Source organism: Kosakonia sp. CCTCC M2018092, from assembly GCF_003864115.1.
Lineage (GTDB): Bacteria > Pseudomonadota > Gammaproteobacteria > Enterobacterales > Enterobacteriaceae > Kosakonia > Kosakonia cowanii.
In genome coordinates, this window is sequence record NZ_CP034225.1 from 1,251,338 (window position 1) to 1,276,084 (window position 24,747).

Genomic DNA, 24,747 nt, shown 5'->3' on the forward strand with positions numbered 1-24,747 from the left:
AAGGCAATTAATCAACCCGATGACAGGAGCGCGGAATGTTTACTCATATGCGAATTGCCAGGCCGGTGACCAACCTTGAGCTGGCTTATCAGCAGTACAGCAAAGGATTAGGGCTGAAGCGTATTGCGGACTTCAGCGATCATGAAGGTTTCAGCGGCGTGATGTTAGGCCGGGAAGGATTAAGCTGGCATATGGAATTAACCCTCTGCCACCATCATCCGGTGCAGCCTTCACAGACGGACGAAGATTTGCTGGTGCTCTACTACCCCGACAAAGCGGAGTGGGAAGCGGCCTGCGCAACGATGCTGGATGCCGGTTTTATTTCGGTGGCGTCGTTTAACCCCTACTGGGATCGTCACGGGCGCACCTTTGCTGATGCCGATGGCTACCGGGTGGTGATCCAGAACCAGGCGTGGGTTAACGCTGAGTAAAAGGCGGCAGATCAGCTCTGCCCGGGTCGATCGGTTGTCAGGTCATCGCCTGTGACCACAGCGGGCGTCTCATCCGACTCTTTGCTGATGGCGCGCGTCAATTCAACCTGTTCATGAAACTTGACCAGCAGCAGCTCGGCGTCGGATTGCAGCGCGGCGTCGGGCGTCTCCAGCACGGAGTTAATCGACTTATTAATGCTCGCCACCATTTCATCCAGCCCGCCGCCTTTGCCGACGGTCAGCGTCAGGGCGGCAACGATAAGTGACTGCGCCTCAATCTGGGCGGTCATCTCTTTCATCTGCGCATCCATCCTGGACATTTTTATTAGCATACTCAGTATGACGTTTTTCATGGCCTACCCATCTGAAGATATTATTTCAGACGAATATTACTCCGGGATGCAATGAATTCAATGACACTATTTGTGAATACGCGATCTTGTATACATTAAATGTATATATGTATGACAAGCTTGCGGTAACGCGTTGAAAACTATTGCTTCTGAGGCGCTCCCTCGCCTGACGGTAACCTGTCAAAGCGTTGCTATATCAGACACGGATCTTCCACTCCAGCCAGCTGCTCATCTCCTGGGCCGGAAGCGGGCGGGCATAGAGATACCCCTGCGCCTGGTCGCAGCCATACTTCTGCAATGTTTCGCCGGTCTGCGCGTTTTCCACCCCTTCCGCCAGCACGACATAATCGAGCTCTTTCAGCATGCCGATAATGCTGCGGGCGATAATGCGCGAGGCAGTATCTTCCGACAGTTTGGAGATCAGGCTCTGATCCAGTTTGATGATGTCGATCGGCATACGGCGCAGGTAGCTGATGTTGCTATAGCCAGTGCCGAAATCATCGAGCGAAATGGGGAAGCCGCGCAGTTTCAGCATCTCCAGCCCTTTCAGTGCCGCCGCGCTCTCAATAATGCGCTCGGTTTCCAGACACTCAATGCCGAGCAGGCTGGTGGGCAGGCGGGCGCGGATCATGCGTGCTTCGAGGCTGTCGGCAAAACCGGGCGCGGAGATATCCTGAATACTCACGTTAACGGAGACTGGCAGCGCAAGCCCGAGCGCATGCCAGGCTGCCAGTTGGGTAATCACATTGGCGATAACCCAGCCCGTCAGATCCTGTAGCAGACCGGCCTGCTCAGCAAAGGGAATAAACATCCCCGGCGAGAGTTCGCCTTTTTGCGGATGTCGCCAGCGGATCAGCGCTTCAATGCCAACTGGTGCATCGGTTTGCAGACACATTTTCGGCTGGTAGACGAGATAGAGCCCTGACAGATTGCCGTCGATGGCCTGCGACAGCTCCTTCATCAGCACCGGCATGGCTGCTGCATCCTCATCAATAATGGTTTCCGGCAACTGGAAGGTGTTCTGGCGGATGCGCTCATGCAGGGCATGCACGGCTTTATTGAGCACCTCTCTGGCGGATACATCGCCGGGGATAAAGTTTTTGCCTGCGGTATGAACGCGGAACTCGACGGTAATGCCCGGCTCCAGCTCGGCGCTGACGCCCTGCAACCGGCTGGCGATGGCGCAGGCTGTAATGTTGTCCGACGCACGCGTCAGCAGGGCAAAGCGGCCCGTCGCCACCATATAGAGTTTGCCGCACTTCAGCGGGCGCAGGCGCAGAGGCAGCATAATCGCCATATCGCGCAGCAGGTTCTCTACCGGAGCCATCCCGCGGGTACGCGCCAGTTCGAAAGCACGGGGCATGTCGATACAGTCAATCAGGATCAGGTTACGCTCGGCGGTATCATTCGCCGCGTTCAGCAACTGGATATCGCGCAGCAGATGCAGCTTGTTCGGCAGCCCGGTAATGGCATCCGTCAGGCCAGCATAGTGCCAGGCTTCCAGAAACGACATCGCCAGTTCGCCCAGCAGCCGCAGCGTATCGATCTGCTCTTTGGTCACCGTATGGGGATTGGTATCCACCACGCAGAGCGTGCCGAGCGTAATGCCATCGCGGGTAGTCAGCGGCACCCCCGCATAGAAGCGGATAAAGGGGCTGGCAACGGTCAGCGGGTGCGTGACAAAGCGGGCGTCTTGTAGAGTGTCCGGCACAATAAACGGATTACCGCTGTCGACGGCATAGCGGCAAAAGGAGTTCACCCGCGACGAGGTCTGAAGCTGGAAGTTGATCGCTGCCCGCACATACTGATTCTCATCATCAAGCACGGAAATAAAGCTGCCGGGTATTTTTAACATTCTGGCGGCGAGCTGAGTAATTTTACGCAGCACATCATCGCGGCTGTCATCCGGGTTCAGCAGGGCCTGTAACGCCAGAAAATGGCGTTCTTTGTCGTCGCCGATATTGAGTAACATTGTTGCCTCCCAACCGGCTGTGGACGGTGGGTAAAAATAAGAGATAAAGGGTGCTGAAAACGCTTTTTAGTTGTTACAGCGGGATGGAAGCATACCGGCAGGCAACGTCAGCCCAATGCAAATATGATTTGTATTGATAGTAGCAGTAACGGAGCGCAACTGATGCCTGTAAAAGGTGCGGTCTCACATTTATTTCACAATTTGATTTACGCCATCAGCGCCCGCCAGCAGGGGAAGAAGAGCATCAGGTGGAAGGGGATGCAAAGATCTCATAACAACACCATTAATAAATAAGAAGAATATTTCAGGGCGCCAAAAAGAGAGAAAAAAAACGGGCAGCCGCGACACCGGCACTGCCCGTTATAAATAAGACGAAGAGGATAAAAGACGTATGCTTTTTTATTACTACGCCCGGCAACTTCTCCGGTGCGTAGCCTCGTCCCGTATAACACGTTGCTTCAGGAAGCTCAGCTCACCGCGTGCGGCAGCGTAAAGTGCTGGACCACGCCGCGCAGGGTTTCCGTTCTGCCATTAAGGTTGCTGGCTGAAGCCGTAATCTGATGTACCAGCGCGGCGTTCTGCTGAGTGACGCGATCCAGCTCGGCAACCGCGTGAGTCACCTGCGAGATGCCTTTACTCTGCTCATCGGAGGCGAGTGCGATTTCGCCGATCAGCGCATTGACGCTGGCGACATTGCCTTTCACTTCGCTCATCGCCTCACCGGCATCTTCCGCCACATCTTTGCCCTCATGAACGGAGGTGATGGCGGATTTGATCAGCGACTCAATTTCACGCGCCGCCGCCGCACTGCGCTGGGCGAGGGAGCGTACTTCTGTTGCTACCACGGCGAAACCGCGTCCCTGCTCGCCGGCACGCGCCGCTTCAACGGCGGCATTCAGCGCGAGGATATTGGTCTGGAAAGCAATGCTATTGATGGTGGAGGTGAACTGGCGGATCTGCTCGGAGCCATCGGCAATGCGGTTCATGGTGCTGGCCAGGGTCTCCACCAGGTTGCTGGCTTTCTCGGTGGTATGCGCGGTCATCACCGACAGATCGCGAACCTGGCGTGCATTATCGGCATTGTGGCTAACCGTTGAGGTCAGCTCCTCCATGCTGGACGCCGCCTGTTCAAGAGCCGCTGCCTGCTGAGTTGTACGGTTTGCCAGATCGCTGTTACCGGCGGCGATCTCGCGTGCTTCACGGTGCAGCGCGTCGCTGTTCTCGCTGATCGCGCTTACGGTTGTCAGCAGGCTGTTCTGCATCTCACGCACCAGCGGGATCATCTGGCCGACGCAGTTACGGCCAATATCCTGCGCCTGGTAGGTTAAATCACCCTGCGCAATCAGGCGGAAATGGGCGCGGATATCGCCAACTGGCTTCACCAGATGGATAACCAGGTAGCAGTCGCAAAACAGCACCAGCCCGGCGGCAGCCAGCAGGGCAACAATCAGCACGATATCGAGTTGGCTGCGATCGGCGGCAATCTGCGCGCTATTGTCATGAGACTTACGGGTTAACGCCGCCAGATGCTCGCTGGCCTGCGTTTTCCAGGCGCTGGCGGAGCCGGATAACGCCTCTGTGGCCCACTCTGCGCCCGGCGGGATTTCATTTATCAGGGCCGCTTTTTCGGCTGCGCTTCCCTGTTGCAACACCTGCGTGGCGTGGGAGATGAAGATCGCCTGCTGAGTCAGGGCTGTGCTCTGATCTGCCTGCTTGTTCATATCGCGCACGGCAAAGGCCGCATAACCGCCGGTCGCGGTAATCAGCGCCAGCGCTGTCAGGAGGATCCATAACACGACGCGGCGGATGGTGTAGTTTTTCAATGTGTTCATAGTCGCGCCCTGTTTGATAGCGGTGGCAAAGAGTGTTGTCGTTACGTTATATAAATAGCGCGTTAACTAATTACGTGCGATTTTATTGAGTGGATTGTGGCAGGATTTGTACGGAAAGATAGGGGGAGAGAAGTAAATAATTGCGTAATGAAACTGCTGGCCTGAAACGAGGCGGCCAGATTTGTAATTAAGTTATTGTTTAACAGGATTAAATCATTTCGAGTGCAGGCTTCAATTGATTGTTCCTTGCGTATCAATAGGCGTGCACAGCGGTTAAAGAGGGGAGAGGGGAGCTAAGCGCAGCGCTATGCGTGCTCGACCCTCTCCTGATCTGGACGGGAAATTTAGGTTATGGCGTGGCGCATTTCTGTTGGTTGAAGTCAGTCAGCTTTGACGGAAAGGGCGACATCTTTAACCGCGGCCTCAACGCCTGCCGCATTCTTCTGGATGCTGGCAATCACCTCGCCCGCTTCACGCATCAGCGTCACCCCTTCCCGGGTGCTCATCAGGTTGTTTTCAATGCCGTTCAGCACCTCTTTGGCGAGCTGATTATTGCTGGCCACAACCCGCTCGATCTCCTCCGTCGCGCTGCTGACGCTCGCCGCAAGCGTACGCACTTCTGAGGCAACCACGGCAAAACTGCGTCCGGACGCGCCCGCCCTTGCAGCTTCAATCGCGGCGTTCAGTGCAATCAATCTTGTCTGCATGGCAAAGCTGCGAATGGTCTCAACCATCCCGTCAATACTGTCAGATTGATCGTTGAGCCGCGAGACATCGCTGGAGACCGTGCTCATTCTCTGGGCGATGGTGTCAATCATGCGGATGCTGTTTTCGATAACCGTCGCGCCATTCTGCGCGCTGCCACGAGTTTGCACCGCCATATCCCAGGCGTGGACAGCCGCCTCCTGCTCACGCTGGTTGCGCAGCACATCTGCCGTGACATCGGTGGCGAATTTCACAATCTTATAAAGCTGCCCGTCGCTGTTAAACACAGGGTTATAGGTTGCCCGCAGCCATAAAGGTTCGCCCCGGCGGTTCAGGCGTGGAAACTGACCGGAAAAGAACTCGCCCTGATTCAGCCTCTCCCAGAACTGGCGGTATTCGTCGCTTTTATGCAGCGTTTCCGAGCAGAAGAGACGGTGATGTTTACCGATAACCTCTTCTCGTTTATAACCGGTGGTGCTCAGGAAGTTGTCATTCGCTTCCAGCACGATCCCTCCCGGGCTGAAGGCGATAATCGCCATTGAGCGACCGATGGCATTAACGATCGCCTCCTTCTCAAGCGCAACATGAATACGCTCAGAAATATCCGCCGCAATTTTTATCACTCGGGTCACCGCGCCGTGACGGTTGGTGACGGGGATATAGCTGGCCTCAAGCCAAACAGGGCGATTGCCCTTTGCGAGACGCAGATATTTGCCGCTAAAGCTTTCGCCACGCGAAAGGCGTTGCCAGAACTGCGCGTACTCCGCTGAGTTGACCAGCGACGGCGGGCAGAAAATGCGGTGGTGCTGGCCGATGATCTCATCCGCGCGATACCCCATCGCGGAGAGAAATTGCGGGCTGGCGCTATGGATGATCCCTTCCGGACTGAATTCAATGACAGGTTTATTCTGGCAAAGTGCGTTATAAGACGCGGATGAACGCAGGCGGCTCAGGGAAAAAAGGTGTTTAAGGAAAGGCATACGCATCAAATTTACCGGATCGAGTAAGAATTGATCTGGTTATCGGCAAACTCGTCAACAGCATTATGTATTGGTGCGATAGTTGCAGGATATTATTTAATCAATGGTTAACCGTGAGCGAAGCGGGATGGACGACCTGAAGGGCCGCGTCACGGCGTCTGGCAGCGGCGCGGCCCTGGTCTGTAACACGTTAAATCTGCGTCATTCTGCTTGCAGGCTCGTGTACTTTTTTACGCTTTGTTACTTACTTGCAGACATCTGCTCGGCAGACTTCAGGTGCTGCTCAACCACCGGGGTATGGGCATCGGCCAGCGTTTTCACATCCGGATCTTTAATCTTTTTAGCGTCGCTCTGCAGTTTATCGAGCACCATTTTGTGATCTTTGGTGCCAGCGTTTTCCATATAGAGCTTGTCAAACTTGTCGCCGCTCTCCTTTTCGAGCTTGGCAGCCATAGTCTTGTGCTTGGCATCCGGCTCGGTCGGCAGTTCAACGCCTTTTTGCTTAGCGACGTCCTGAACTTTGGTCAACGCTGCGCCATGGTCATCGACCATCTTCTGCGCATAGGCTTTCACTTCGCTGCTTTTGGCTTTTTCCAGCGCGATTTTTGCGGCGGCGACCTCATTGATATTGGCCTGCGCCATATCCTTCAGTGCTTTTTCATCGCCGGAGCTGAGTTTGGTGCTTGATGCAGTCGCGCTACTCTGCGCGGCGCTCGTCGGGGTCTGGGCTTGCACGCCAACCGTGGTGAACATCGCGACGGCGGCTGATACGGCCAGCATTCCTTTTAACGTTTTACTCTTGTGCATGTTGTTCTCCTGATGGTCATGGGTACAGGTTTTATGAATTCTGTAATCGTCAGCAGCCTCGTAGGTAAATGACAACTGCAGTGGTCAGTATAGTGGATGCGTAATTTTTGCCAGCCGTTTACGTTAGAGTTCTTAATATATCGCTCTCACTTCAGAGCAAATCACCGCTGAAAATCGTTATCAGAATTGCCTGATATTGTTATCAACGGATAAGGCTGTTTTCATAATTTTCATATAATAAGGCGCGGGAATCAGGCACTCTGCGGATTATCTGCAAGGGAAGGGTTACCGATCCGTTTAACCGTACTGACAACGCAGGGGTGTTGGCAGAATATAAGGGGAAAGCATGCCTTTTTTATTTGGTGAGTTATCTGGCGCTCCGGCATGGGTGCCTGCGGTATTGCTCGTCACGCTCTCGCTCGCGATCGGTTTTCTCGCGAGATTTACACTGCTGCAATTTATCCGTTACTGGCAGGGTCGGGACAGAAAGCTCTTTAAATCACTTGAGAAACACCTGCGCGGATCGATGTTTCTTTTCATCCCGCTGCTGTTAATCCGCGTCGGGGTAAATTATGTCCACATCCAGCCCGAATCGCTGGGTTTTATTACAACGACAATAAATATATTTATTATTTTGTCATTCTGCTCGGTCCTGATTCGCTTAATTAATGTTGCTCAGGATATGCTTTTTATTCGCTATGACATTAATATTTCTAACAATCTTCGTGCGCGCAAAATCCGCACGCAGATAATGTATGTGAAGAAAGTCGCTATCGTTATCCTCGTGACACTCTGCCTCTCCCTGATTTTGCTCAGCTTCCCGGGGGTGCGAAAATTCGGTACCACGATTCTGGCCGGTGCCGGGGTTGCCGGTATTATCATCGGTTTTGCTTTGCAGAAGTCACTGGTCAATCTTTTTGCCGGTATTCAGATTGCCTTTACGCAACCCATTAAAATTGATGATGCGGTGGTGGTGGAAAAAGAGTGGGGCTGGATTGAGGAGATCAACCTGACTTACGTGGTGGTGCGTCTGTGGGATCTGCGTCGGCTGGTGCTGCCGATCACCTACTTTACCGAAAATCCGTTCCAGAACTGGACGCGTAATAATGCGCAAATTTTAGGCTCGGTTTTTCTTTATGTGGATTACTCAATGCCTTTAGAGCCGCTGCGCCAACATTTTGAAAAAGTGTTGAGTGAAACCAAGCTGTGGGATCAGGAAACGCAGGTGCTGCAGGTGACCGATACCACGGAAAAAACCATGACCATCAGGATGTTGATGACGGCACAGAATTCCCCAACGGCCTTTGATTTACGCTGCTACGTGCGGGAAAAAATGATTGAGTTTATTCAGCAAAATTATCCGCACGGCCTGCCGCAGGTAAGGGCAACGCTGACCGCGCCTGCGGCTGCCGAAAACGAGTTATAGTCTTACCGGGCGCAACGTGCAGTGGCGATAATCTGGCTGCACGTCCGCGCTTCGCTTTATTAATACCAGCCTCTCTTGTGCCAGCCGCAAAATTAACGAAAAATGGGTTAAGCTGTTTCTTAACCCGCACATTAATTTCTGAGGCTTGCTATGCCAGCAAATATCCTGATTGCGCTTGTCGCCGTTATTCACCTCTTTATTCTTGTGCTCGAAATGTTTCTCTGGAATACAGAGACAGGTCGCAAGGCGTTTAACCTCAGCCCCGACTTTGCCCGTGATAGCCGGGTGATGGCTGCCAACCAGGGGCTATACAACGGCTTTTTGGCTGCCGGTTTGCTGTGGGGGCTATGGCTTGGCGGCGACGGCTTTCAGGTTAAAGTTTTCTTCCTCGTCTGCGTGCTGATAGCCGGTATCTTTGGCGCTATCACCGCCAGCAGAAAAATCCTCTATGTGCAGGCGCTTCCGGCGCTGGTTGCTTTAATTGTGTTGCTGATGACGCGCAGCCCTGTGTTGTAACGTTGTTAAAGATTTGATCTTGTCTGCCGGGCGGTTATGCTCTTATCCCTCAGTTGACCGCCCGAGAAGGATCGCCTGTCATCATGCCCGTCAATTTCGATCTCAACGACCTCTATGCTTTCCGCGCCCTTGTGGAATATGGCAATTTTCGCCTTGCCGCCGAGTCAATCTGCCTGTCGCAGTCAGCATTGAGCCGCCGCATAGAGAAGCTTGAGAACGCGCTGGGCATTAAGCTGTTCGACAGAACCACGCGCCGGGTTGCGCTGACCCTCTACGGGCAGACTTTCGCCGAGCGTTCAGAACAGCTGTTGATGAATGTGGAAGCGGTGTTAGCCGATATCGATAAAGTGAGCCAGGATCGCGTCGGCGTGGTGACGGTCGCCGCCGTGCCCTCTGCGGCGTGCTACTTCATGCCCGATGTGATCCGCACCTTTAAAGCGCGCTTTCCCCGGGTGCGCGTGAAGTTAATTGATAGCAGCGCGGGTAACGTGATCGACACCGTTGCCAGCGGCCAGGCTGACTTCGGCATCTGTTTTGCGGGCAGCCTGCTGGCGGATATTGAGTTTCGCCCGCTGGTAGTCGATACCTATGTCGCGGCCTGCCGCCACGATCACCCAATTGCCAGCAAGAAGAGCCTCACCTGGCGCGAGTTTTATCAGTATGACTATATCGGGCTGGATAAAACCTCTGGCAACCGCAATTTGATTGACCAGATGCTGGGGCACATCACGCCTGAGCGCCCGAGCATCTGTGAAACCCGGCATGTCACCACCATGATTGGCATGGTGGAAGCGGGGGTGGGCATTGCGGCGATACCGGCGATGTCGATGCCCGCGTCAGCCCATTCGGTGCTGACGCATCTGCCGCTGACCGACCCGGTAGTCAAACGCACGCTGGGGCTGATCCGCCGCAGCGGGCGCGTGCAGTCCTATATCGCCGCCGAGCTGGAGAAGCTGATCACTGAGCAGTATCACGCGGTGCCGCCGCAACGGAGTGCATCCCGGTAAGGTGGATCGTTGACTGCGCCGCAGGTGAGGAGAGGAACGCCAGCAGCGCTTTGCCCTCCTGCGCATGTTGCGCTTTCGCCGTCACCGCTCCGGCAAAACGGGTGATGTACTGAAGATCGGCCGGCAGTTCGCCCACAAATGTCACGCCATGCTCGGGCAGCAGTTCGCTCACCTGCTGGAAGCCGACGGCGTAATGGCCTTTTGCCACCTCACCAGCGACCGGAATACGCTCCACTTTATGCGTTTTCTGCGCCACCGCCTCGTCGATACCGAGTTTCTTGAATAACTGGCTGCTGATGTAGACGCCGCTGGCGCTATCCGAATAGGCAATCGATTTAGCTTTCAGCAACGTCGCGCGTAGCTCCTCATTGGTTTTGATCGCGGGAACGGCGTCACCCTCTTTCACCACCATCCCAATCGGTGAGTCTGCCAGTTCGACGCGGGAGCCGGGCGCAATCCATCCCTCTTTTGAGAGTTTTGTCAGCGCGTCGCCGACCATAATCACCACATCCGCCGCTTCGCCACGCGCCAGCCGCGCGGGGATCGCCTGTGGCGTTTTGCCCATCGACGGCCCGGCAACCACCACAATAGTATCGCCGGTTTTCGCTTCAAATTGCGGGATCAGCTTCTGCAACGCCGGTTTAAAGCCGCCGGAAATCATTACCGTGATCTCTTTCGCCGTGGCGCTCAGGCTAAGCGTGCAGAGCAGCAGCGTGGCGAACAGGGAACGCAACATTGTCTTCATTATCGTCACTCCTTAACGTGCGGTTTGCAGGGTTAAACTGCTGCGGCGGTACATATAGAGCGTGGCGAGCAGGGCGCAGATCGCTGCAAAACTCATCCAGTAGCCGGGGGAGGCTTTATCGCCGGAGTACTCAATCAGCGCGGTTGAGATCACTGGCGTAAAGCCGCCAAATACCGCGGTTGCCAGGCTGTAGGCCAGCGAGAAACCGGCGACACGCACTTCGGTGGGCATAATCTCTGTTAATGCCGGGATCATCGCACCGTTATAGAGGCCATAGATAAACGACAGCCACAGCAGCACCGTCAGCATCATGGTAAAGGTCGGGTTTTGCGCCAGCAGGCTGAGGGCCGGGTAGGCGGTGAATAGCGCCAGCAGTGTCATGGTCACCAGCACCGCTTTGCGGCCAAAGCGATCGGATAACGCCCCGCCAATCGGCAGCCAGATAAAGTTAGAGATCGCAACCAGCAGCGTCACCAGCAGGCTGTCTGAAGCGCTGAGCATCAGCACTTTTTTGCCGAAGGTCGGCGCGTAAACAGTGATCAGGTAAAAGGCGGTGGTGGTCATCGCCACCATTAACATCCCGGCGATCACTACCGGCCAGTTCGCCAGCAGGGTTTTAAACACCTCGCGCATCGCCAGCTTTTTGTGGCGAGCGTTAAACTCCTGGGTCTCTTCCAGCTTGCGGCGCAGGATAAAGATGAACGGCACAATCAGGCAGCCAAACAGGAACGGCAACCGCCAGCCCCAGTCGCGGATCGCTGACTCTTCCAGCACGGCGTTAAGGGCGAAGCCCATCGCGGCGGCGACCATAATGGCGACCTGCTGGCTACCGGACTGCCAGCTGGTGTAAAACCCTTTGCGGCCCGGCGTGGCGATCTCGGCCAGGTAAACGGAGACCCCGCCCAGCTCGGCCCCGGCGGAGAAACCTTGCAGTAAGCGCCCGCTCAGCACCAGCAGCGGCGCCCAGATACCGATGGTCTGGTAAGAGGGGATCAGCACGATCAGAAAGGTGCCTGCCGCCATGATCGACAGCGTGACGATAAGCCCTTTACGGCGGCCCACTTTATCGATGTAGGCTCCAAGCACAATGGCACCGATAGGGCGCATTAAAAAGCCCGCGCCAAAGACCGCGAAGGTCATCATCAGCGAGGCGAACTCACTGCTGGCCGGGAAGAAGTTATGCGCAATATAGGTGGCATAAAAGCCGAAGAGAAAGAAGTCAAACTGCTCGAGAAAGTTGCCTGAGGTAACGCGCAGTATCGCGCTGGTTCGTGCCATAGGTGTCAATGTTTGCATGTCATCTCCAGTTATACAGGGACGCTTGTAACGCGCCTTTCTGAAGAGTGGATCAGGAAAAGTAGCTGAATAAGCGCATTAAACTCATCGGCTGATGCGTGGCGCGCATTAATCGCCGTTAACATTTACCCTGAATCAATTGCAACATGCTATTAACATGAGTCCAGGGTTCAGCTGCTCTGTTTGCCAGGGCAAAAATTGACCTCTCTATTCTGTGACGAGGCGCATAAACGCACTATTGCAGAAAAACCTATCAACCCTGGTAGGGCGATGCGGTTGCCATCTCCTGACGCGCTGCTATCTTAATGCCCATCGACATTGATCGTAGTGTAAGGCGCTCAATGGCTTACTTTTCAGGAACAGGAGTTCAGGATGTTTAAGCGTTTAAGCGCGATTGTTTTCGTCTCGTTGCTGGGGGCCTCTGCGGTTCAGGCGGAAGAGCTGCGTGCCGTCGATGTGACAAAGCTTGACGTTGCCGGGGTGAAAACCGGCATGGATTACGATGAGGTGGTCAAGGCCATTACCACCCACTTCAACGTGCCTGCTTCTGCGCTGGAGGTGGATAAATACCCGCAAGATAACCTTGTCACCGGTAACAAGCAGCCGAAATTTGTCGGGTATGAAAAAGAGGGTGTGAAACTGCAGGTCTATTTCGAAGGCCGCGTTCCGGTGGATGCGAAACATCCGCTTGCGGCGTCAATGATCACTTACGAGCTGCCGTGGTCGACTGCCAACAAAGAGGCGATGGAAAAAGCGGCGGTCGAGAAGTATGGCCCGGCATCAAATGCTCCTTATTCGACGCCGATGGTATGGTGCAAAGAGCCTGGCAAACAGGCCGGGATGGCGTGCTCTTCTACTACGCAACAAGCCGTGCTGAAACTCTCCAACACCTCTCTTGAACTGGACGATCCTGTCTGGAGAGAGGCGCGTATCAAATTTATGGACAGCAAACAGACCCGCACGCCGGGGTTCTGATGAGGGGCGAGGTGGCAGATCCGCCTCGCGTTTCAGGCTGAGGGATGGGGGGCGCTTTTCTGCCACTCATCCCTGCTCAGGGCGTAGAGCAGGCTCGGCGGCGCATTCTCAATATCCGCAATTTCGCGGACAAACTTCAGTCCCGCTTTCTCCAGCACCTTGCGCGACGCCAGATGGTTAGCGCGCACCACGCCGCAAATCTCCCCCATGTTCAGCGCCTCAAAGCCATATCTCACCGCGAACTGCGATAATTCACTCGCCAGCCCCTTGCCCCAGGCGCTGGTGGCAAAGCGGTAACCTAAATTATTCATCGGGATATCGGCAAAGCTGCGCAGGCTCAGGCCACCAAAACCGATGATCTTCTCGGGCGCGTCGCGCAGCGCGATCGCCCAACTGCCAAACCCGTGCTGTGCCCAGTGCGCCAGCCAGCGATCCAGCACCGTTTTTGTGTACGCAATATCGGGATAGGGGCCTGCCGGATTAAAGGTGTTGGTCGCCGGATCGCCATAAATCGCGAACAGATCGCCGAGATCGTCCTTGGCAACGGGGCGCAGGAGTAAGCGTGAGGTATAAAGGGCCAAGGCGGCCTCCTGGTGATTGGCTAACGATTTAGAGAGAACGATTAAACCCCGATGCTCTTTAAAGCCATTACGCGTGTAGAAATCATCTGAGGCATACCCTTTTTGCGTGTTGAGGATTATCGCATTCAGCCCTTCATCACGGCAGCGCGCCTCAATAAATGCCATCAGTTGCGTACCAATTCCCTTTCTTTGATAATCCGGGTCGATAAAGAACTCATCAATGTAATACTCCACACCGCCGGGCCACGGTTTTTTAAAGCCGATGCTTACGGCGATGACTTCATCGCCGTATTTGGCGATATAGCCGCGGAAATAGTTATTGCCCAAATGCGCCTGAATAAACTCGACAATCGGCTGCGGCGACGGCCAGCTCTCATTCCACGGCGCTTGCTGGTAGGTGCGACAGTAAAGTTGCGCGCAGGGCGCGATATGCGACTCATCCAGTTCCTGCAATGCAATATCCATTTTTGCCTCAGCGCGGATCATTCAGGTTTAACTTGATCAGGTAGTGGCGCTGCATCCCCTCTTCGGGATAGTCCGGCAGGCTGAATTTCAGTTCGTAACCCTGTTTAAGGTAAAAGGGCAGCGCCTGAAAACTGACGGTATCCACCTGCGCGTGCCGACAGCCCATACGCTGTGCTTGCTCTTCTGCCGTGCGGATAAGCGTGCTGCCAAGCATGGCACCTCGCGCTTCTTCGCTGACCCATAAAAAATCGATGCACAGCCATAACCCTTTTTGCGTGCCGATTAACCCACCGATCATCGCACCCGCCTCGTTACGGCTGTAGATACCAACCTGGCCCCAGCCTGAGCCATCAATAAACTGCTGGTTGTAGCGCCGTAAGCCGCTCAGCAGCTCCTCTTTGTCCTGCTCCGTTACCTGGGTGGCGATCTCAATGGTCATGGTTTTCCCTTATCATTTTTTAGTTATCTGGAGATGATTTTTATCATCAATGGGATGGATATGTGTCTGCTCTTCGAGAGTAAAGAACTTTCCCTCTCCCTTCAAACACCCCGCGCCGCCAATTCTGGTAGCCCGCTTTGTCCGTTTAGCGATAGAGAATTTATTACCGAAAAAAAGAGAAGGGCTGAATTATTTAAAACGGCAAGACAGGTCGTTTATTGACCTCCATTTTCTCTCCATAATTCGCGCAATATCGCGCAATAAAAGCCGTTCAAAATCTTCATTGTTCTCAGGAGGGGGCAATGAACAAACTCGACTATTTCCGTAAATACATCTCTTATTTAGCGAAAAAAATGACGGCCTGCGCCGTGGCGGACAGCCATTTTCATGCCAGCAGGCTAAAAAGAATTTCCGGACGCGAACACGATTTGCGCCACCCGGTGACGCTCAGCGAAAAGATCTGCCACCGCATGCTGTATGACCGAAACCCGCTCTACACCCTGCTGGCGGATAAGCTGGCGGTGCGTGACTACGTTCATGCCCGCACCGATCAATTACGCATCGTGCCGCTGCTCGGGGTTTATCACAAAGTCAGCGATATCGATTTCAACGCGCTGCCGCAGCGCTTTGTGCTGAAGTGTAATCACGACAGCGGCAGTGCGGTGGTCTGTCTTGATAAGGATGAACTTAACGTTGGCGCAGCCATTAATAAGCTGTCGCTGGCGCTGAAAAAGAATATGTATTACTCCACCCGCGAGTGGCAGTACAAAGATATTGCGCCCGTTATTCTGTGCGAGAAATATATCGACGTCTTTACCCACGGCAATAAAAACCAGACGCCAGAAATGCTGCGCCTCCACTGCTTCCACGGTGTCGCCGAGGTGATTGAGGCGGATTTTACCGATGAAGAGGGGAATGGTTATATCAACGTCTATAACCGCGCATGGCAGTTACAGCCCTATCAGATGGAATACCCCAACACGCCTGGAGCGATCCCCGAACCCGACGTATTGCCGCGAGCGATTGGCGCTTCGGAGCGGTTAGCCAAAGGGATCGATTACTGCCGCATCGATCTGATGCCGACGCAGGAGGGGATCTATTTCAGTGAAATCACCTTAAGCCCGCGCCGGGGAAAACTGAAGATCGTCCCGGCCGAGTGGGATACCCGGCTGGGTGAGATGTGGCGGCTGAATTTAACTTAGGGCGTGGCGCATAACGGCCAGCTCAGCCTGAACAGCGAATGGCGGTTGGCCGTCAGGGTGTAGGTTACATCGCCGCCGTGGGCAAGCATGATCGCTTTCACTACCGACAAGCCCAGCCCGCAACCTTCCGGGTGCGCCTCGCGCGCCTCGGCTCCGCGCTGAAAAGGCTGAAACAGGAATTTATGCAGCCCTTCAGGGATGCCAGGGCCGTGATCCTGCACCAGCACGTAGACCTCTTTATCGGTGACGCCATTTTTTATCACCAGGGTTTTCGAGGTGGCATATTTGATGGCGTTATCGAACAGCACCGTCAGGCACTGAATAATGCGAAGCGGATCGCATACGCATGCCTGCGGGCGCAACTCAGCGATCACGTTGACGTGATGGCGCGCGAACTCCAGCGAGAAGGCGTCAATCGCGCTCTGCAACGTCGACTGTAAATCGACCTCCTCAAGGGTTAATGAAAATTGCGCCGCGCCGGAAGAACTGACTACCCGCATATCCTCAATCAGGTTGGTTAACCCTTCGGTCTGTTTGAGCAGGTTGGCAAAAAGCGCCGGATCGGCGTCAAATACGCCATCGACCAGCCCTTGCAGCCTGCCGCGTAGGATTGTCACCGGCGTGCGCAGCTCGTGGGCAATCGCCGCGTTCCACGATTTCCGCTGTGCCTCCAGAGTTTGCAGTTTTTCCGCCATGGTATTGAAGTCATTAACGAGGTTATTGACCTCGCCAAGGTGCGAACTGGAACAGGCGGCGCGCGCGCCGAGATCGCCCTCGGCAATGCGCCGCAGGCTGGTGGCGACAGAGGTTAACGGACGCAGGATTTTTGATGACAGCCTGACGGCAAAAAAGAGCGAGATAGCGAGCGACAGCAGGGTGACCATCAGGATCCACGCCCAGTCGACAATCGTCATCTGCTCCTCATTGCCGATCTCCGCACCGCCGGGGATGTAATCGATCAGAAAGGCATAAAAGAGATAAGAGCCGATGATGGCGATGGCAATCACGATCAGCGTCAGCGAGATCATAAACCACAGGATCTGCCGATCTAATGTCTGCTGGCGGCTCATTTCATCTGCCCCAGACGGTAGCCCATGCCGCGAATGCTCTCCGGCATCCCCTTCAGGCCGCACTGCTCCAGCTTTTTGCGCAGCTTACTCATATGGCTGTCGACCGTGCGATCCAGCGTATCGCCCTCCGGCAGGCAGGCATTGAGCAGCTCTTCGCGGGAGCAGACTTTACGCGGGTTTTTCGCCAGATGCGCCAGCAGCTTAAATTCGGTGGTAGTCAGCAGCGGGGTGACCGTTTCACCATCAACATGCACCTCGACATAAAACTCCTCGGGATAGACCGTCACATGCTGGGTGCGAATCGGTTTATCGCAAGGCGGCACGCCGCCCGCTTTGGTGCGGCGCAGCACCGCTTCGATCCGCGCCACCACTTCCGACGGGTTGAAAGGCTTCACCACGTAATCATCCGCGCCAAGCCGCAGCCCCATCAGTTTATCAATGTCCTGATCCAGCGCGGTGACCATGATGACCGGCACCGTGCTCTCTTTGCGCACTGCGCTCAGAACGCTCCAGCCATCATGAATGGGCAGCTGAATATCGAGCAAAACCAGATCGGGTTTATGCAGATAACAAAGGCTAATCGCCTGCTCGCCGTCGGCTGCGCGCAGCGTGCGCATACCGGCTCGATGGATATAGCTTTGCAGAATATCGGCGATTTCATCATCATCTTCAGCAACCAGAATAAGGTGCTTATTGTCCATCTTCTCTCCCGCTACCGTTGACGATGTCAGTGCGTGTTAATTTAGTTCTTTCTGAATGAAACACGGTGGTGTCCTGCCAGCAATTTGCCACAGTCAGACCAGACCCGACGGCAAAAGTTGCATGCCGTAATGCGCTCTTTCTTAACCCCTCATTACGGCTTCCACACAGACTCCACATTCACGTTAAAAAATGTACACGCAGCGGAATAACAATAGTCGCTCACTGTTTTGCCATCGGTGCAAACAGCCGGTGTGTGCTGCCTTACGTGCAGAGTAAATATCACGGCTGCCGGGCCGTGTTTATTCATCAGGAATGAAGCAATGATGAAACTGGATATAAAGCCCAGGGCTGAGAATTTTCCCTCGCTGGTTGTTTTTCTGCTGGTCTGCTGGGGCCTGCTCTATATATGGCTGCTATTAATACACCATCTTGGTGAGAAAGTAGCGCTGACGCTGCTCGCCTCGCCGTTGCTCTATATCAACCTCTGCGCCTGCACGTTTTTATTGGCGGTGCAGCAGAAAAGCGGCGCATTACAGGAATTAACCCTTATCTTTCTGATTATTGCCTCACTCTTTATTAGCCTGATCGTGATCTTTAGCGCCTTACGTTATCGCGTGCCGACGATTTACGATCTCACTTTCTATTATGAGTGCTTTCTCACCGCCTTTTTTGGCGTGACGCCGCTGTTTCTGCTCGTCCGGCGATTCTGATCTTATCCCGCTCTCCACACAGGCTCCATCAACCATGCATTAAGGCTAAACAGATAAACCTTACGATTATTGATTAACCAGGCGCAGAAAATGGCGACTCATAATCATGCCCGCGCCTGATCCTCTGGACAACATGACAAAATAAAACCATGCCGCACTTTTTTATTTCACGTCCCGTTTTTGCCTGGGTCATCGCGCTTTTTATTATCCTCGGCGGGCTGCTCGCCATTCCAAAGCTGCCCGTATCGCAATATCCGGCGGTGGCACCGCCGGGGGTGATTATTTCCGTCACCTTTCCAGGTGCGACGCCGGAGATGATGAACACTTCGGTTATTTCGCTGATTGAGCGCGAGATCTCAGGCGTAGATAACATTCTCTATTTTGAGGCCACCAGCGATACCAGCGGCACGGCGTCGATTACCGTCACCTTCAAACCGGGCACCGATGTCAAGCTTGCGCAGATCGACCTGCAAAATCAGATCAAAATTGTTGAGCCACGGCTGCCGCAGGTGGTGCGGCAAAACGGCATTAGCGTCGATGCGGCAGAGACCGGCTTTTTGATGATGGTCGGGCTGAAATCGACAAACGGTAAGTATCAGGAAGCCGATCTCAGCGACTACTTCGCGCGCAATGTGACCGATGAGCTGCGCCGTCTTCCCGGCGTCGGCAAGGTACAGCTCTTTGGCGGCGAGAAGGCGATGCGTATCTGGCTCGATCCGCTCAAGATGCACAGCTATCAGCTCTCGGTCAGCGATGTCACCACGGCGATTGCGCAGCAAAACGTGCTGGTCTCACCGGGACGTGTGGGGGATGAGCCTGCGCTGGCGGGGCAGCGCGTGACCTATCCGCTGACCGTCAAAGGCCAGCTCTCCTCCATTGAGGAGTTTCGCAATATCACGCTGAAGTCGAACACCACCGGCGCGCGTTTGCGGCTGGCGGATATCGCACGTGTCGAGAGCGGTTTACAGAGCTACGCCTTTGGTATTCGCGAGAATGGCGTGCCGGCAACGGCTGCGGCGATCCAGCTCTCCACCGGGGCGAATGCGATTAACACCGCGGCGGCAGTGCATCAGCGGCTGGCGGAGCTGAAAAGCGTGCTGCCGGAAGGAGTGGTCTTTACGGTGCCTTTTGATACTGCGCCTTTCGTTAAACTCTCCATCTACAAAGTGGTGCAGACCTTTATCGAAGCGATGGTGCTGGTGTTTCTGGTGATGCTGCTCTTCCTGCATAAAGTGCGCTGTACGCTGATCCCGGCGATTGTCGCGCCCATTGCGCTGCTTGGTACTTTTACCGTGATGCTGCTGAGCGGTTACTCCATCAATATCCTCACCATGTTTGGCATGGTGCTGGCAATTGGCATCATCGTCGACGACGCGATTGTGGTGGTTGAAAACGTTGAGCGGCTGATGGAGGAGCAGGGGATGACGCCCGCCGACGCTACCCGGCAGGCGATGCATGAAATCACTCCGGCGATTATCGGTATCACGCTGGTGCTGACAGCGGTGTTTATCCCGATGGGCTTCGCCAGTGGCTCCGTTGGCCTGATCTACCGGCAATTCGCCATTGCGATGGCGGTATCGATCCTCTTTTCCGCCTTCCTGGCGCTCACTTTAACGCCCGCGCTCTGCGCAACGGTGCTAAAGCCGCACACGGGCGCTGCACGGGGATTCTCCGCCCGCTTTAATCGCGCCTTTAACGGGCTGTCCGCGCGCTATGAATCCGGGCTTTTATGGGTATTGATGCGCAGCGGCCGCATGCTGCTGATCTATGCCGCGCTCTGCATCGCGCTGTTTGCCGGTCTGGTGGCGCTGCCATCCTCCTTTTTGCCCGAGGAGGATCAGGGCTACTTTATGTCCTCCATTCAGCTTCCCTCGGACGCCACCATGCAGCGCACCACGGAGGTAGTGGAGCAGTTTGAGCAGGCGCTGGTCGATCGCCCGGCCATCGACAGCAACCTGATGATCCTCGGTTTCGGTTTTTCAGGCTCCGGGCAGAACTCGGCGATGGCCTTTACCACCTTAAAAGGGTGGCAGGAGCGCCACGGTGCGACGGCACAGAGTGAAGCCGATCTTATCCAGCAAAAGATGGAGTCCGTGCCGGGCGCGACGACCATGAGCCTGCTGCCGCCTGCCATCTCCGATATGGGGACCTCATCCGGGTTTACCTTTTATATTCAGGATCGGGCAGGAAAGGGATATAACGCGCTGAAGCAGGCGGCGGATACGCTGGTGGAGAAGGCGAATGAAAGCGGCGCGCTCTCTGATGTCTATATCGACGGTTTGCCGCAGGGCACCTCGATCTCGCTGACCATCGACCGTGAGAAGGCCGAGGCGATGGGCGTCTCGTTTGAGGAGATTAACCAGGCGATCTCCGTCGCCTCCGGTTCGAATTACGTTAATGACTACACGCAGAACGGTCGCTTACAGCAGGTGATTGTGCAGGCCGATGCCGCATACCGGATGCAGCCAGAGACGCTGCTTAACATCCCGCTGAAAAACAGAAGCGGTGAGATGGTTTTACTCTCAAGCGTGGTCAGCGCGACGTGGACCCAGTCGCCGCAGCAGCTCAACCGCTATCAGGGCTACCCGGCAATACGCATTACCGGCAGCGCCGCGCCGGGGCACTCGAGCGGCACCGGGATGGCGACGATGGAGCAGCTGGCGCGCGAACTGCCAGAGGGGTTTGGCGGTGAGTGGGCGGGCAGTTCGCTACAGGAGAAAGCCTCTGCCGCGCAGCTGCCGGGGCTGATTGCGCTGTCGGTGCTGGTGGTGTTTCTGGTGCTTGCCGCGCTGTATGAGAGCTGGTCGATCCCCTTTGCGGTGATGCTGGTGGTGCCGCTGGGGCTGATCGGCGCGCTTATTGCCGTGATCGTCGCCGGTATGAGCAATGATGTCTTTTTCAAAGTTGGGCTTATCACGCTGATTGGCCTGTCGGCGAAAAACGCCATTCTGATTATTGAGTTTGCCCGCCAGCTGCGTTTACAGGGCAAAAGCACCCTCGAGGCGACGCTGATGGCATCGCGGCAGCGGCTGCGCCCCATTTTGATGACCTCGCTTGCCTTTACGCTCGGCGTGGTGCCGTTGATGATTGCCAGCGGCGCCAGCGCCAGTACGCAGCATGCGATTGGCACCGGGGTGTTTGGCGGCATGATCAGCGCCACCGTGCTGTCGCTATTTTTTGTGCCGGTCTTTTTCGTTGTCATCATGCGGATTTGCGAGTGGGCGACGCGGCGGGCAAAAGAGGCGTAAGAAGAAATCGGCTGTCTTTCGTTCCGCAACGGGCTTATGGTGTTAAGCGGGCGAAAAACGCTTATGCGTCAATCACGCCTGATGGGCACTGATAACCGATGATCACAGCAGGAGAACGTTTGATGTCTGAAAATCTTACGATTGCGCTGATTGGCCCGGGCGCGATTGGCACTACAATTGCCGCCGCGCTGCATGAAGTTGACCGCGCGCCGCTGCTCTGCGGGCGCACCGCCCATTCGCAGTTAACGCTGCGCCACGATGAGGGCGAGATTGTCGTCCCCGGCCCGGTTCTCACCGACCCGGCGACGATCCGGCAGCCGGTCGATTTACTGTTTGTGGCGGTGAAAACCACTCAGGTTACCGAGAGCGCGGCCTGGCTCGCCGCACTGTGCGATGAAAACACAGTAGTTTGCGCGCTGCAAAACGGCGTGGAGCAGAAAGCGCAGCTCGCGCCGCTGGTCAATGGTGCGACGGTGCTCCCTTCCGTGGTCTGGTTTCCGGCGCAGCGCGAGCCGGATGCCTCCGTCTGGCTGCGGGCGAAACCGCGCCTGACCCTGCCGGATGTGCCGCAGGCACAGCGGGTGGTCGAGGCGTTAAACGGCACGCGCTGCGCGGTCGACCTCTCTGCGGATTTTCTCTCTATCGCCTGGCGCAAGCTGTTGCAGAATGCGGCGGCCGGGCTGATGGTACTGGCTAACCGCCGTGCCGGTATGTTTTCCCGCGACGATATTACCGATTTAGCGCTGGTCTATTTGCGTGAGTGCCTGGCCGTTGCGCGCGCCGAAGGGGCGGTGCTGAACGATGACGTGCCGCAGGAGATTGTTGGCAACTTCCAGCGCGCGCCTGCGGATCTGGGCACCTCTATTCTGGCCGACCGCCAGGCGAACCGCCCGCTGGAGTGGGATATCCGTAACGGCGTGATCCAGCGGCTCGGCCACGCGCACGGCATGGCGGTGCCCATCAGCGATGTGCTGGTGCCGCTGCTGGCCGCCGCCAGCGAAGGGCCGGGCTGAGTCCGTTAGCGCAGACAGGCTATGTACTTCTCGCCGGAACGCCGCACGATCTCTGCGGCGTTGTGCGTAATCTCCCTGCCTTCAAATGCGCCGTAGAGCCGGGTGAAGTTTATCGCGCTCAGGCGGCGCAGCATGTCGCTCACCGTGTCGGCTGAGAGCGGCAGCATATTCGGGTAGCTCCACATAAACGAGACTGCGTCATTGCCCGGCGCGACCTGCACAATATCTCCCGATAGCACAATACCCTCATCCCGCGCCCAGTAAAGCACCGCGCCGCCGGGAAAGTGGCCGCCGAGGCGCATCACGCTAACGTCGCGGGTCAACTGCAGCGTATCGCCCTCCCATAAATTCAGATAAGGCGTGTCGCGCATGATCCACTCGCGATCGTTGGCGTGAAGATAGATCGGCGCATCAAACTCGGCGGCCCACTCCTGCATGGTGGTGTAGTAGTGCGGGTGGGAGATGGCAATTGCTTTCAGCCCGCCCAGCGCGGCAATCAGCGTTTTTGTCGCCGCGTCGAGAGTGGCGATGCAGTCCCATAAAATATTCCCCTCCGGCGTTCTCAGCAGAAAGGCGCGCTGGCCGATGGCAAAATCCGGCACCGTTTGCAGGCTGAAGAGATCCGCCTCGTGCTGGGTCCACTTATTGGCATGGGAAGCCAGCAGCTCTTTAGGATCGACCCACTGTTGTCCGCCGGGCGGCACAAACTGCCGCTCATCAACACAGATTTTGCACTGCTGCGGGTGTTCGCCTGCGGTCTCATACGAGGTGCCGCAGGCGCGGCATAATGTCATCATCATCACGTCTCCGTTGTGCAGTAAGGACAGGATCAGCCTGGCACATCACGCAGCAGCGGTGTGGTGGTTCGTGCGTCGCGTGTTATGCCTGCGCGTCGGGAATGCGGGCAATCACTTTGATTTCGAAGTCGAAACCCGCCAGCCAGTTGACGCCCACGGCGGTCCAGTTGGGGTAGGGCGGTTGCGGGAAAATCGCCTGTTTTACCTGCATGATGGTCGGGAATTGCGCCTCCGGGTCGGTGTGAAAGGTGGTGACATCAATAAGATCGTCAAAGGTGCAGCCAGCGGCGGCAAGCGTTGCGCTGAGGTTAGCAAAGGCAAGCTCAACCTGGCGGGCAAAATCGGGCTCCGGCGTGCCATCCTCCCGGCTACCGACCTGGCCGGAGACAAAGAGCAGATCGCCGGAGCGAATAGCGGCGGAATAGCCATGCGCCTCATAAAGGGCATGGCGGTTGGCGGGAAAAACAGCTTCGCGACGGATCATAGTGGTTCCTTCTGGCAATGTAGTTGGGACAAGTGCGCGGCGCAGGGAAATGATTTAATATACGCCGCGTATATGAAATTAATATCACATACGCGGTGTATGTCAAACGAGATACGCTCCGTATGTCAAAAGGAGAGGATGATGGCCGGTAAACGCCGCAGTGAAACGATGGAAGAGAACCGTGCGAAATTGCTGGCGGCAGCGCGACGTGCCTTTGCTGAAAAAGGGTTTGCCGCCGCTTCGATGGATGAGCTAACCGCCAGCGTCGGCCTGACGCGCGGCGCGCTGTACCACAACTTTGGCGATAAAAAAGGGCTGCTGGCAGCCGTAGTCACCGAGATCGATGGCGAGATGGCGCAGCGGGCGAAGGCCGAGGCCGCGAAAGCCGCCGATGCGTGGCAGCAGCTGCTAGCCGAAGGTATTACCTACATCAAAATGGCGCTGGATGAAGAGGTGCGGCGCATCGTCCTGCTTGATGGCCCTGCGTTTCTCGGCGATCCCGCCCAGTGGCCAAGCCAGAATAGCTGCCTTGAGGCCACGCGCCAGACGGTTATCACCATGATTGAAAATGGCGAGCTTAAACCGGTTGATGCCGACGCCGCCGCGCGCCTGTTAAACGGTGCGGCGCTGAATGCCGCCCTCTGGGTTGCCGCCAGCGACGAGCCGGAGCAGGCGTTGCCAAAGATGATCGACGCTTTTACCGCGCTGGCGAGTGGTTTGCGCACGACTCCTGACGAGGGAAAATAAGCGTTCGTAACTCCACGCGAAAGCGTGCAGACAAAAAAACGGAAATCGTTAACGTTGGGCGGTGGGGTCGATAGTCTGGCTAACAGGTTGTAACTGGCTTTTTTCCTGATGGTGATACCAGGCGCCAACAGAGGAATAGACAAAACGGCCGAAGAAGAAGAAGAAGCTGATAAGAAGTACGATACGGGTCATGCGACTGTCAAATCGATGTCGTTTTCGCATACTGGTTGCCTGACTCACAATG

General features: G+C 55.7%; 25 protein-coding genes and 1 pseudogene. 11 read left to right on the forward strand and 15 right to left on the reverse strand.

Annotated elements, in window-relative coordinates:
- Positions 1–35 precede the first annotated feature (35 nt).
- Positions 36–431: a VOC family protein gene (locus tag EH164_RS05885; protein WP_124967603.1), complete on the forward strand. Its 396-nt coding sequence runs from the start codon at positions 36–38 to the stop codon at positions 429–431.
- Between the two features lie 11 nt (positions 432–442).
- On the opposite strand, the gene EH164_RS05890 is transcribed toward EH164_RS05885, so the two are convergent.
- The 5 genes from EH164_RS05890 to EH164_RS05910 form a co-directional block, all read right to left on the reverse strand.
- A complete protein-coding gene (locus tag EH164_RS05890) occupies positions 443–730 on the reverse strand; it encodes an anti-adapter protein IraP (protein WP_241175007.1) in 288 nt (95 codons plus the stop codon).
- A 250-nt stretch (positions 731–980) separates the two neighbouring features.
- Positions 981–2,756 carry a GGDEF domain-containing phosphodiesterase gene (locus EH164_RS05895; RefSeq protein WP_124967605.1) on the reverse strand — a complete coding sequence of 592 codons (1,776 nt, stop codon included), beginning with the start codon at positions 2,754–2,756 and terminating at the stop codon, positions 981–983.
- A 467-nt stretch (positions 2,757–3,223) separates the two neighbouring features.
- Positions 3,224–4,588 carry a methyl-accepting chemotaxis protein gene (locus tag EH164_RS05900; RefSeq protein WP_124967606.1) on the reverse strand — a complete coding sequence of 455 codons (1,365 nt, stop codon included), beginning with the start codon at positions 4,586–4,588 and terminating at the stop codon, positions 3,224–3,226.
- Between the two features lie 380 nt (positions 4,589–4,968).
- Positions 4,969–6,273, reverse strand: coding sequence for a methyl-accepting chemotaxis protein (locus tag EH164_RS05905; protein WP_370277259.1), 1,305 nt, complete (start codon positions 6,271–6,273; stop codon positions 4,969–4,971).
- A 240-nt stretch (positions 6,274–6,513) separates the two neighbouring features.
- Entirely contained in the window at positions 6,514–7,080 is a 567-nt protein-coding gene (locus EH164_RS05910; protein WP_124967608.1) for a DUF4142 domain-containing protein, read from the reverse strand.
- 346 nt (positions 7,081–7,426) lie between these two features.
- Between EH164_RS05910 and EH164_RS05915 the strand changes: the two genes are divergently transcribed.
- From EH164_RS05915 to EH164_RS05925, 3 genes are all read left to right on the forward strand, one after another.
- The gene (locus EH164_RS05915; protein ID WP_023481203.1) at positions 7,427–8,506 is read left to right on the forward strand and encodes a mechanosensitive ion channel family protein; all 1,080 of its coding nucleotides are present in this window, start codon (positions 7,427–7,429) and stop codon (positions 8,504–8,506) included.
- Positions 8,507–8,656: 150 nt separating this feature from the next.
- On the forward strand, positions 8,657–9,022 hold the full coding sequence (locus EH164_RS05920; protein WP_124967609.1) for a DUF1304 domain-containing protein: 366 nt from the start codon (positions 8,657–8,659) through the stop codon (positions 9,020–9,022).
- A gap of 83 nt (positions 9,023–9,105) precedes the next feature.
- Positions 9,106–10,029, forward strand: coding sequence for a LysR family transcriptional regulator (locus EH164_RS05925; RefSeq protein ID WP_023481259.1), 924 nt, complete (start codon positions 9,106–9,108; stop codon positions 10,027–10,029).
- On the opposite strand, the gene EH164_RS05930 is transcribed toward EH164_RS05925, so the two are convergent.
- Together EH164_RS05930 and EH164_RS05935 are read right to left on the reverse strand one after the other, a co-directional pair.
- Positions 9,980–10,774, reverse strand: coding sequence for an extracellular solute-binding protein (locus EH164_RS05930; protein ID WP_124967610.1), 795 nt, complete (start codon positions 10,772–10,774; stop codon positions 9,980–9,982). The genes EH164_RS05925 and EH164_RS05930 overlap by 50 nt on opposite strands.
- Positions 10,775–10,786: 12 nt before the next feature.
- Entirely contained in the window at positions 10,787–12,070 is a 1,284-nt protein-coding gene (locus EH164_RS05935) for an MFS transporter (protein WP_124967611.1), read from the reverse strand.
- Between the two features lie 372 nt (positions 12,071–12,442).
- Here EH164_RS05935 and EH164_RS05940 point away from each other — a divergent pair, with 372 nt between their 5' ends.
- On the forward strand, positions 12,443–13,045 hold the full coding sequence (locus EH164_RS05940) for a hypothetical protein (protein WP_124967612.1): 603 nt from the start codon (positions 12,443–12,445) through the stop codon (positions 13,043–13,045).
- A gap of 32 nt (positions 13,046–13,077) precedes the next feature.
- On the opposite strand, the gene EH164_RS05945 is transcribed toward EH164_RS05940, so the two are convergent.
- From EH164_RS05945 to EH164_RS05955, 3 genes and pseudogenes are all read right to left on the reverse strand, one after another.
- Positions 13,078–13,626 (reverse strand): GNAT family N-acetyltransferase, encoded by a 549-nt coding sequence (locus EH164_RS05945; RefSeq protein ID WP_124971291.1) that lies wholly within the window; start codon positions 13,624–13,626, stop codon positions 13,078–13,080.
- A 111-nt stretch (positions 13,627–13,737) separates the two neighbouring features.
- Positions 13,738–14,112, reverse strand: a pseudogene (locus EH164_RS05950) (GNAT family N-acetyltransferase); the annotation flags it as partial.
- Positions 14,099–14,530: a GNAT family N-acetyltransferase gene (locus EH164_RS05955; RefSeq protein WP_124967613.1), complete on the reverse strand. Its 432-nt coding sequence runs from the start codon at positions 14,528–14,530 to the stop codon at positions 14,099–14,101. The pseudogene EH164_RS05950 and the gene EH164_RS05955, both read right to left, overlap by 14 nt.
- A gap of 33 nt (positions 14,531–14,563) precedes the next feature.
- On the opposite strand from EH164_RS05955, the gene EH164_RS05960 reads away from it, so the two are divergent.
- Together EH164_RS05960 and EH164_RS05965 are read left to right on the forward strand one after the other, a co-directional pair.
- Positions 14,564–14,752: a hypothetical protein gene (locus EH164_RS05960; protein ID WP_124967614.1), complete on the forward strand. Its 189-nt coding sequence runs from the start codon at positions 14,564–14,566 to the stop codon at positions 14,750–14,752.
- Between the two features lie 80 nt (positions 14,753–14,832).
- Complete coding sequence (locus EH164_RS05965) at positions 14,833–15,732, forward strand: ATP-grasp fold amidoligase family protein (protein WP_124967615.1); 900 nt, start codon at positions 14,833–14,835, stop codon at positions 15,730–15,732.
- Here the strand turns inward: EH164_RS05965 and EH164_RS05970 are convergent.
- Together EH164_RS05970 and EH164_RS05975 are read right to left on the reverse strand one after the other, a co-directional pair.
- On the reverse strand, positions 15,729–16,802 hold the full coding sequence (locus EH164_RS05970) for an ATP-binding protein (protein WP_124967616.1): 1,074 nt from the start codon (positions 16,800–16,802) through the stop codon (positions 15,729–15,731). The two genes, EH164_RS05965 and EH164_RS05970, sit on opposite strands and share 4 nt — an antisense overlap.
- The gene (locus EH164_RS05975) at positions 16,799–17,503 is read right to left on the reverse strand and encodes a response regulator (protein WP_054803511.1); all 705 of its coding nucleotides are present in this window, start codon (positions 17,501–17,503) and stop codon (positions 16,799–16,801) included. Before EH164_RS05975 ends, EH164_RS05970 begins: the two co-directional genes overlap by 4 nt.
- Before the next feature lie 321 nt (positions 17,504–17,824).
- Between EH164_RS05975 and EH164_RS05980 the strand changes: the two genes are divergently transcribed.
- From EH164_RS05980 to EH164_RS05990, 3 genes are all read left to right on the forward strand, one after another.
- Positions 17,825–18,214, forward strand: coding sequence for a transporter (locus tag EH164_RS05980; protein WP_241175008.1), 390 nt, complete (start codon positions 17,825–17,827; stop codon positions 18,212–18,214).
- Between the two features lie 149 nt (positions 18,215–18,363).
- Positions 18,364–21,462, forward strand: coding sequence for a multidrug efflux RND transporter permease subunit (locus EH164_RS05985; RefSeq protein ID WP_124967617.1), 3,099 nt, complete (start codon positions 18,364–18,366; stop codon positions 21,460–21,462).
- A gap of 122 nt (positions 21,463–21,584) precedes the next feature.
- Entirely contained in the window at positions 21,585–22,475 is an 891-nt protein-coding gene (locus tag EH164_RS05990; protein WP_124967618.1) for an oxidoreductase, read from the forward strand.
- 5 nt (positions 22,476–22,480) lie between these two features.
- Here EH164_RS05990 and EH164_RS05995 read toward each other — a convergent pair whose 3' ends face one another.
- Both EH164_RS05995 and EH164_RS06000 read right to left on the reverse strand, forming a co-directional pair.
- Positions 22,481–23,272, reverse strand: coding sequence for an MBL fold metallo-hydrolase (locus EH164_RS05995; RefSeq protein ID WP_124971296.1), 792 nt, complete (start codon positions 23,270–23,272; stop codon positions 22,481–22,483).
- Between the two features lie 82 nt (positions 23,273–23,354).
- On the reverse strand, positions 23,355–23,756 hold the full coding sequence (locus EH164_RS06000) for a RidA family protein (protein ID WP_124967619.1): 402 nt from the start codon (positions 23,754–23,756) through the stop codon (positions 23,355–23,357).
- A gap of 141 nt (positions 23,757–23,897) precedes the next feature.
- Here EH164_RS06000 and EH164_RS06005 point away from each other — a divergent pair, with 141 nt between their 5' ends.
- Positions 23,898–24,503 carry a TetR/AcrR family transcriptional regulator gene (locus EH164_RS06005; RefSeq protein ID WP_124971299.1) on the forward strand — a complete coding sequence of 202 codons (606 nt, stop codon included), beginning with the start codon at positions 23,898–23,900 and terminating at the stop codon, positions 24,501–24,503.
- Between the two features lie 48 nt (positions 24,504–24,551).
- Here EH164_RS06005 and EH164_RS06010 read toward each other — a convergent pair whose 3' ends face one another.
- On the reverse strand, positions 24,552–24,743 hold the full coding sequence (locus EH164_RS06010; RefSeq protein WP_124967620.1) for a YfgG family protein: 192 nt from the start codon (positions 24,741–24,743) through the stop codon (positions 24,552–24,554).
- Positions 24,744–24,747 lie beyond the last annotated feature (4 nt).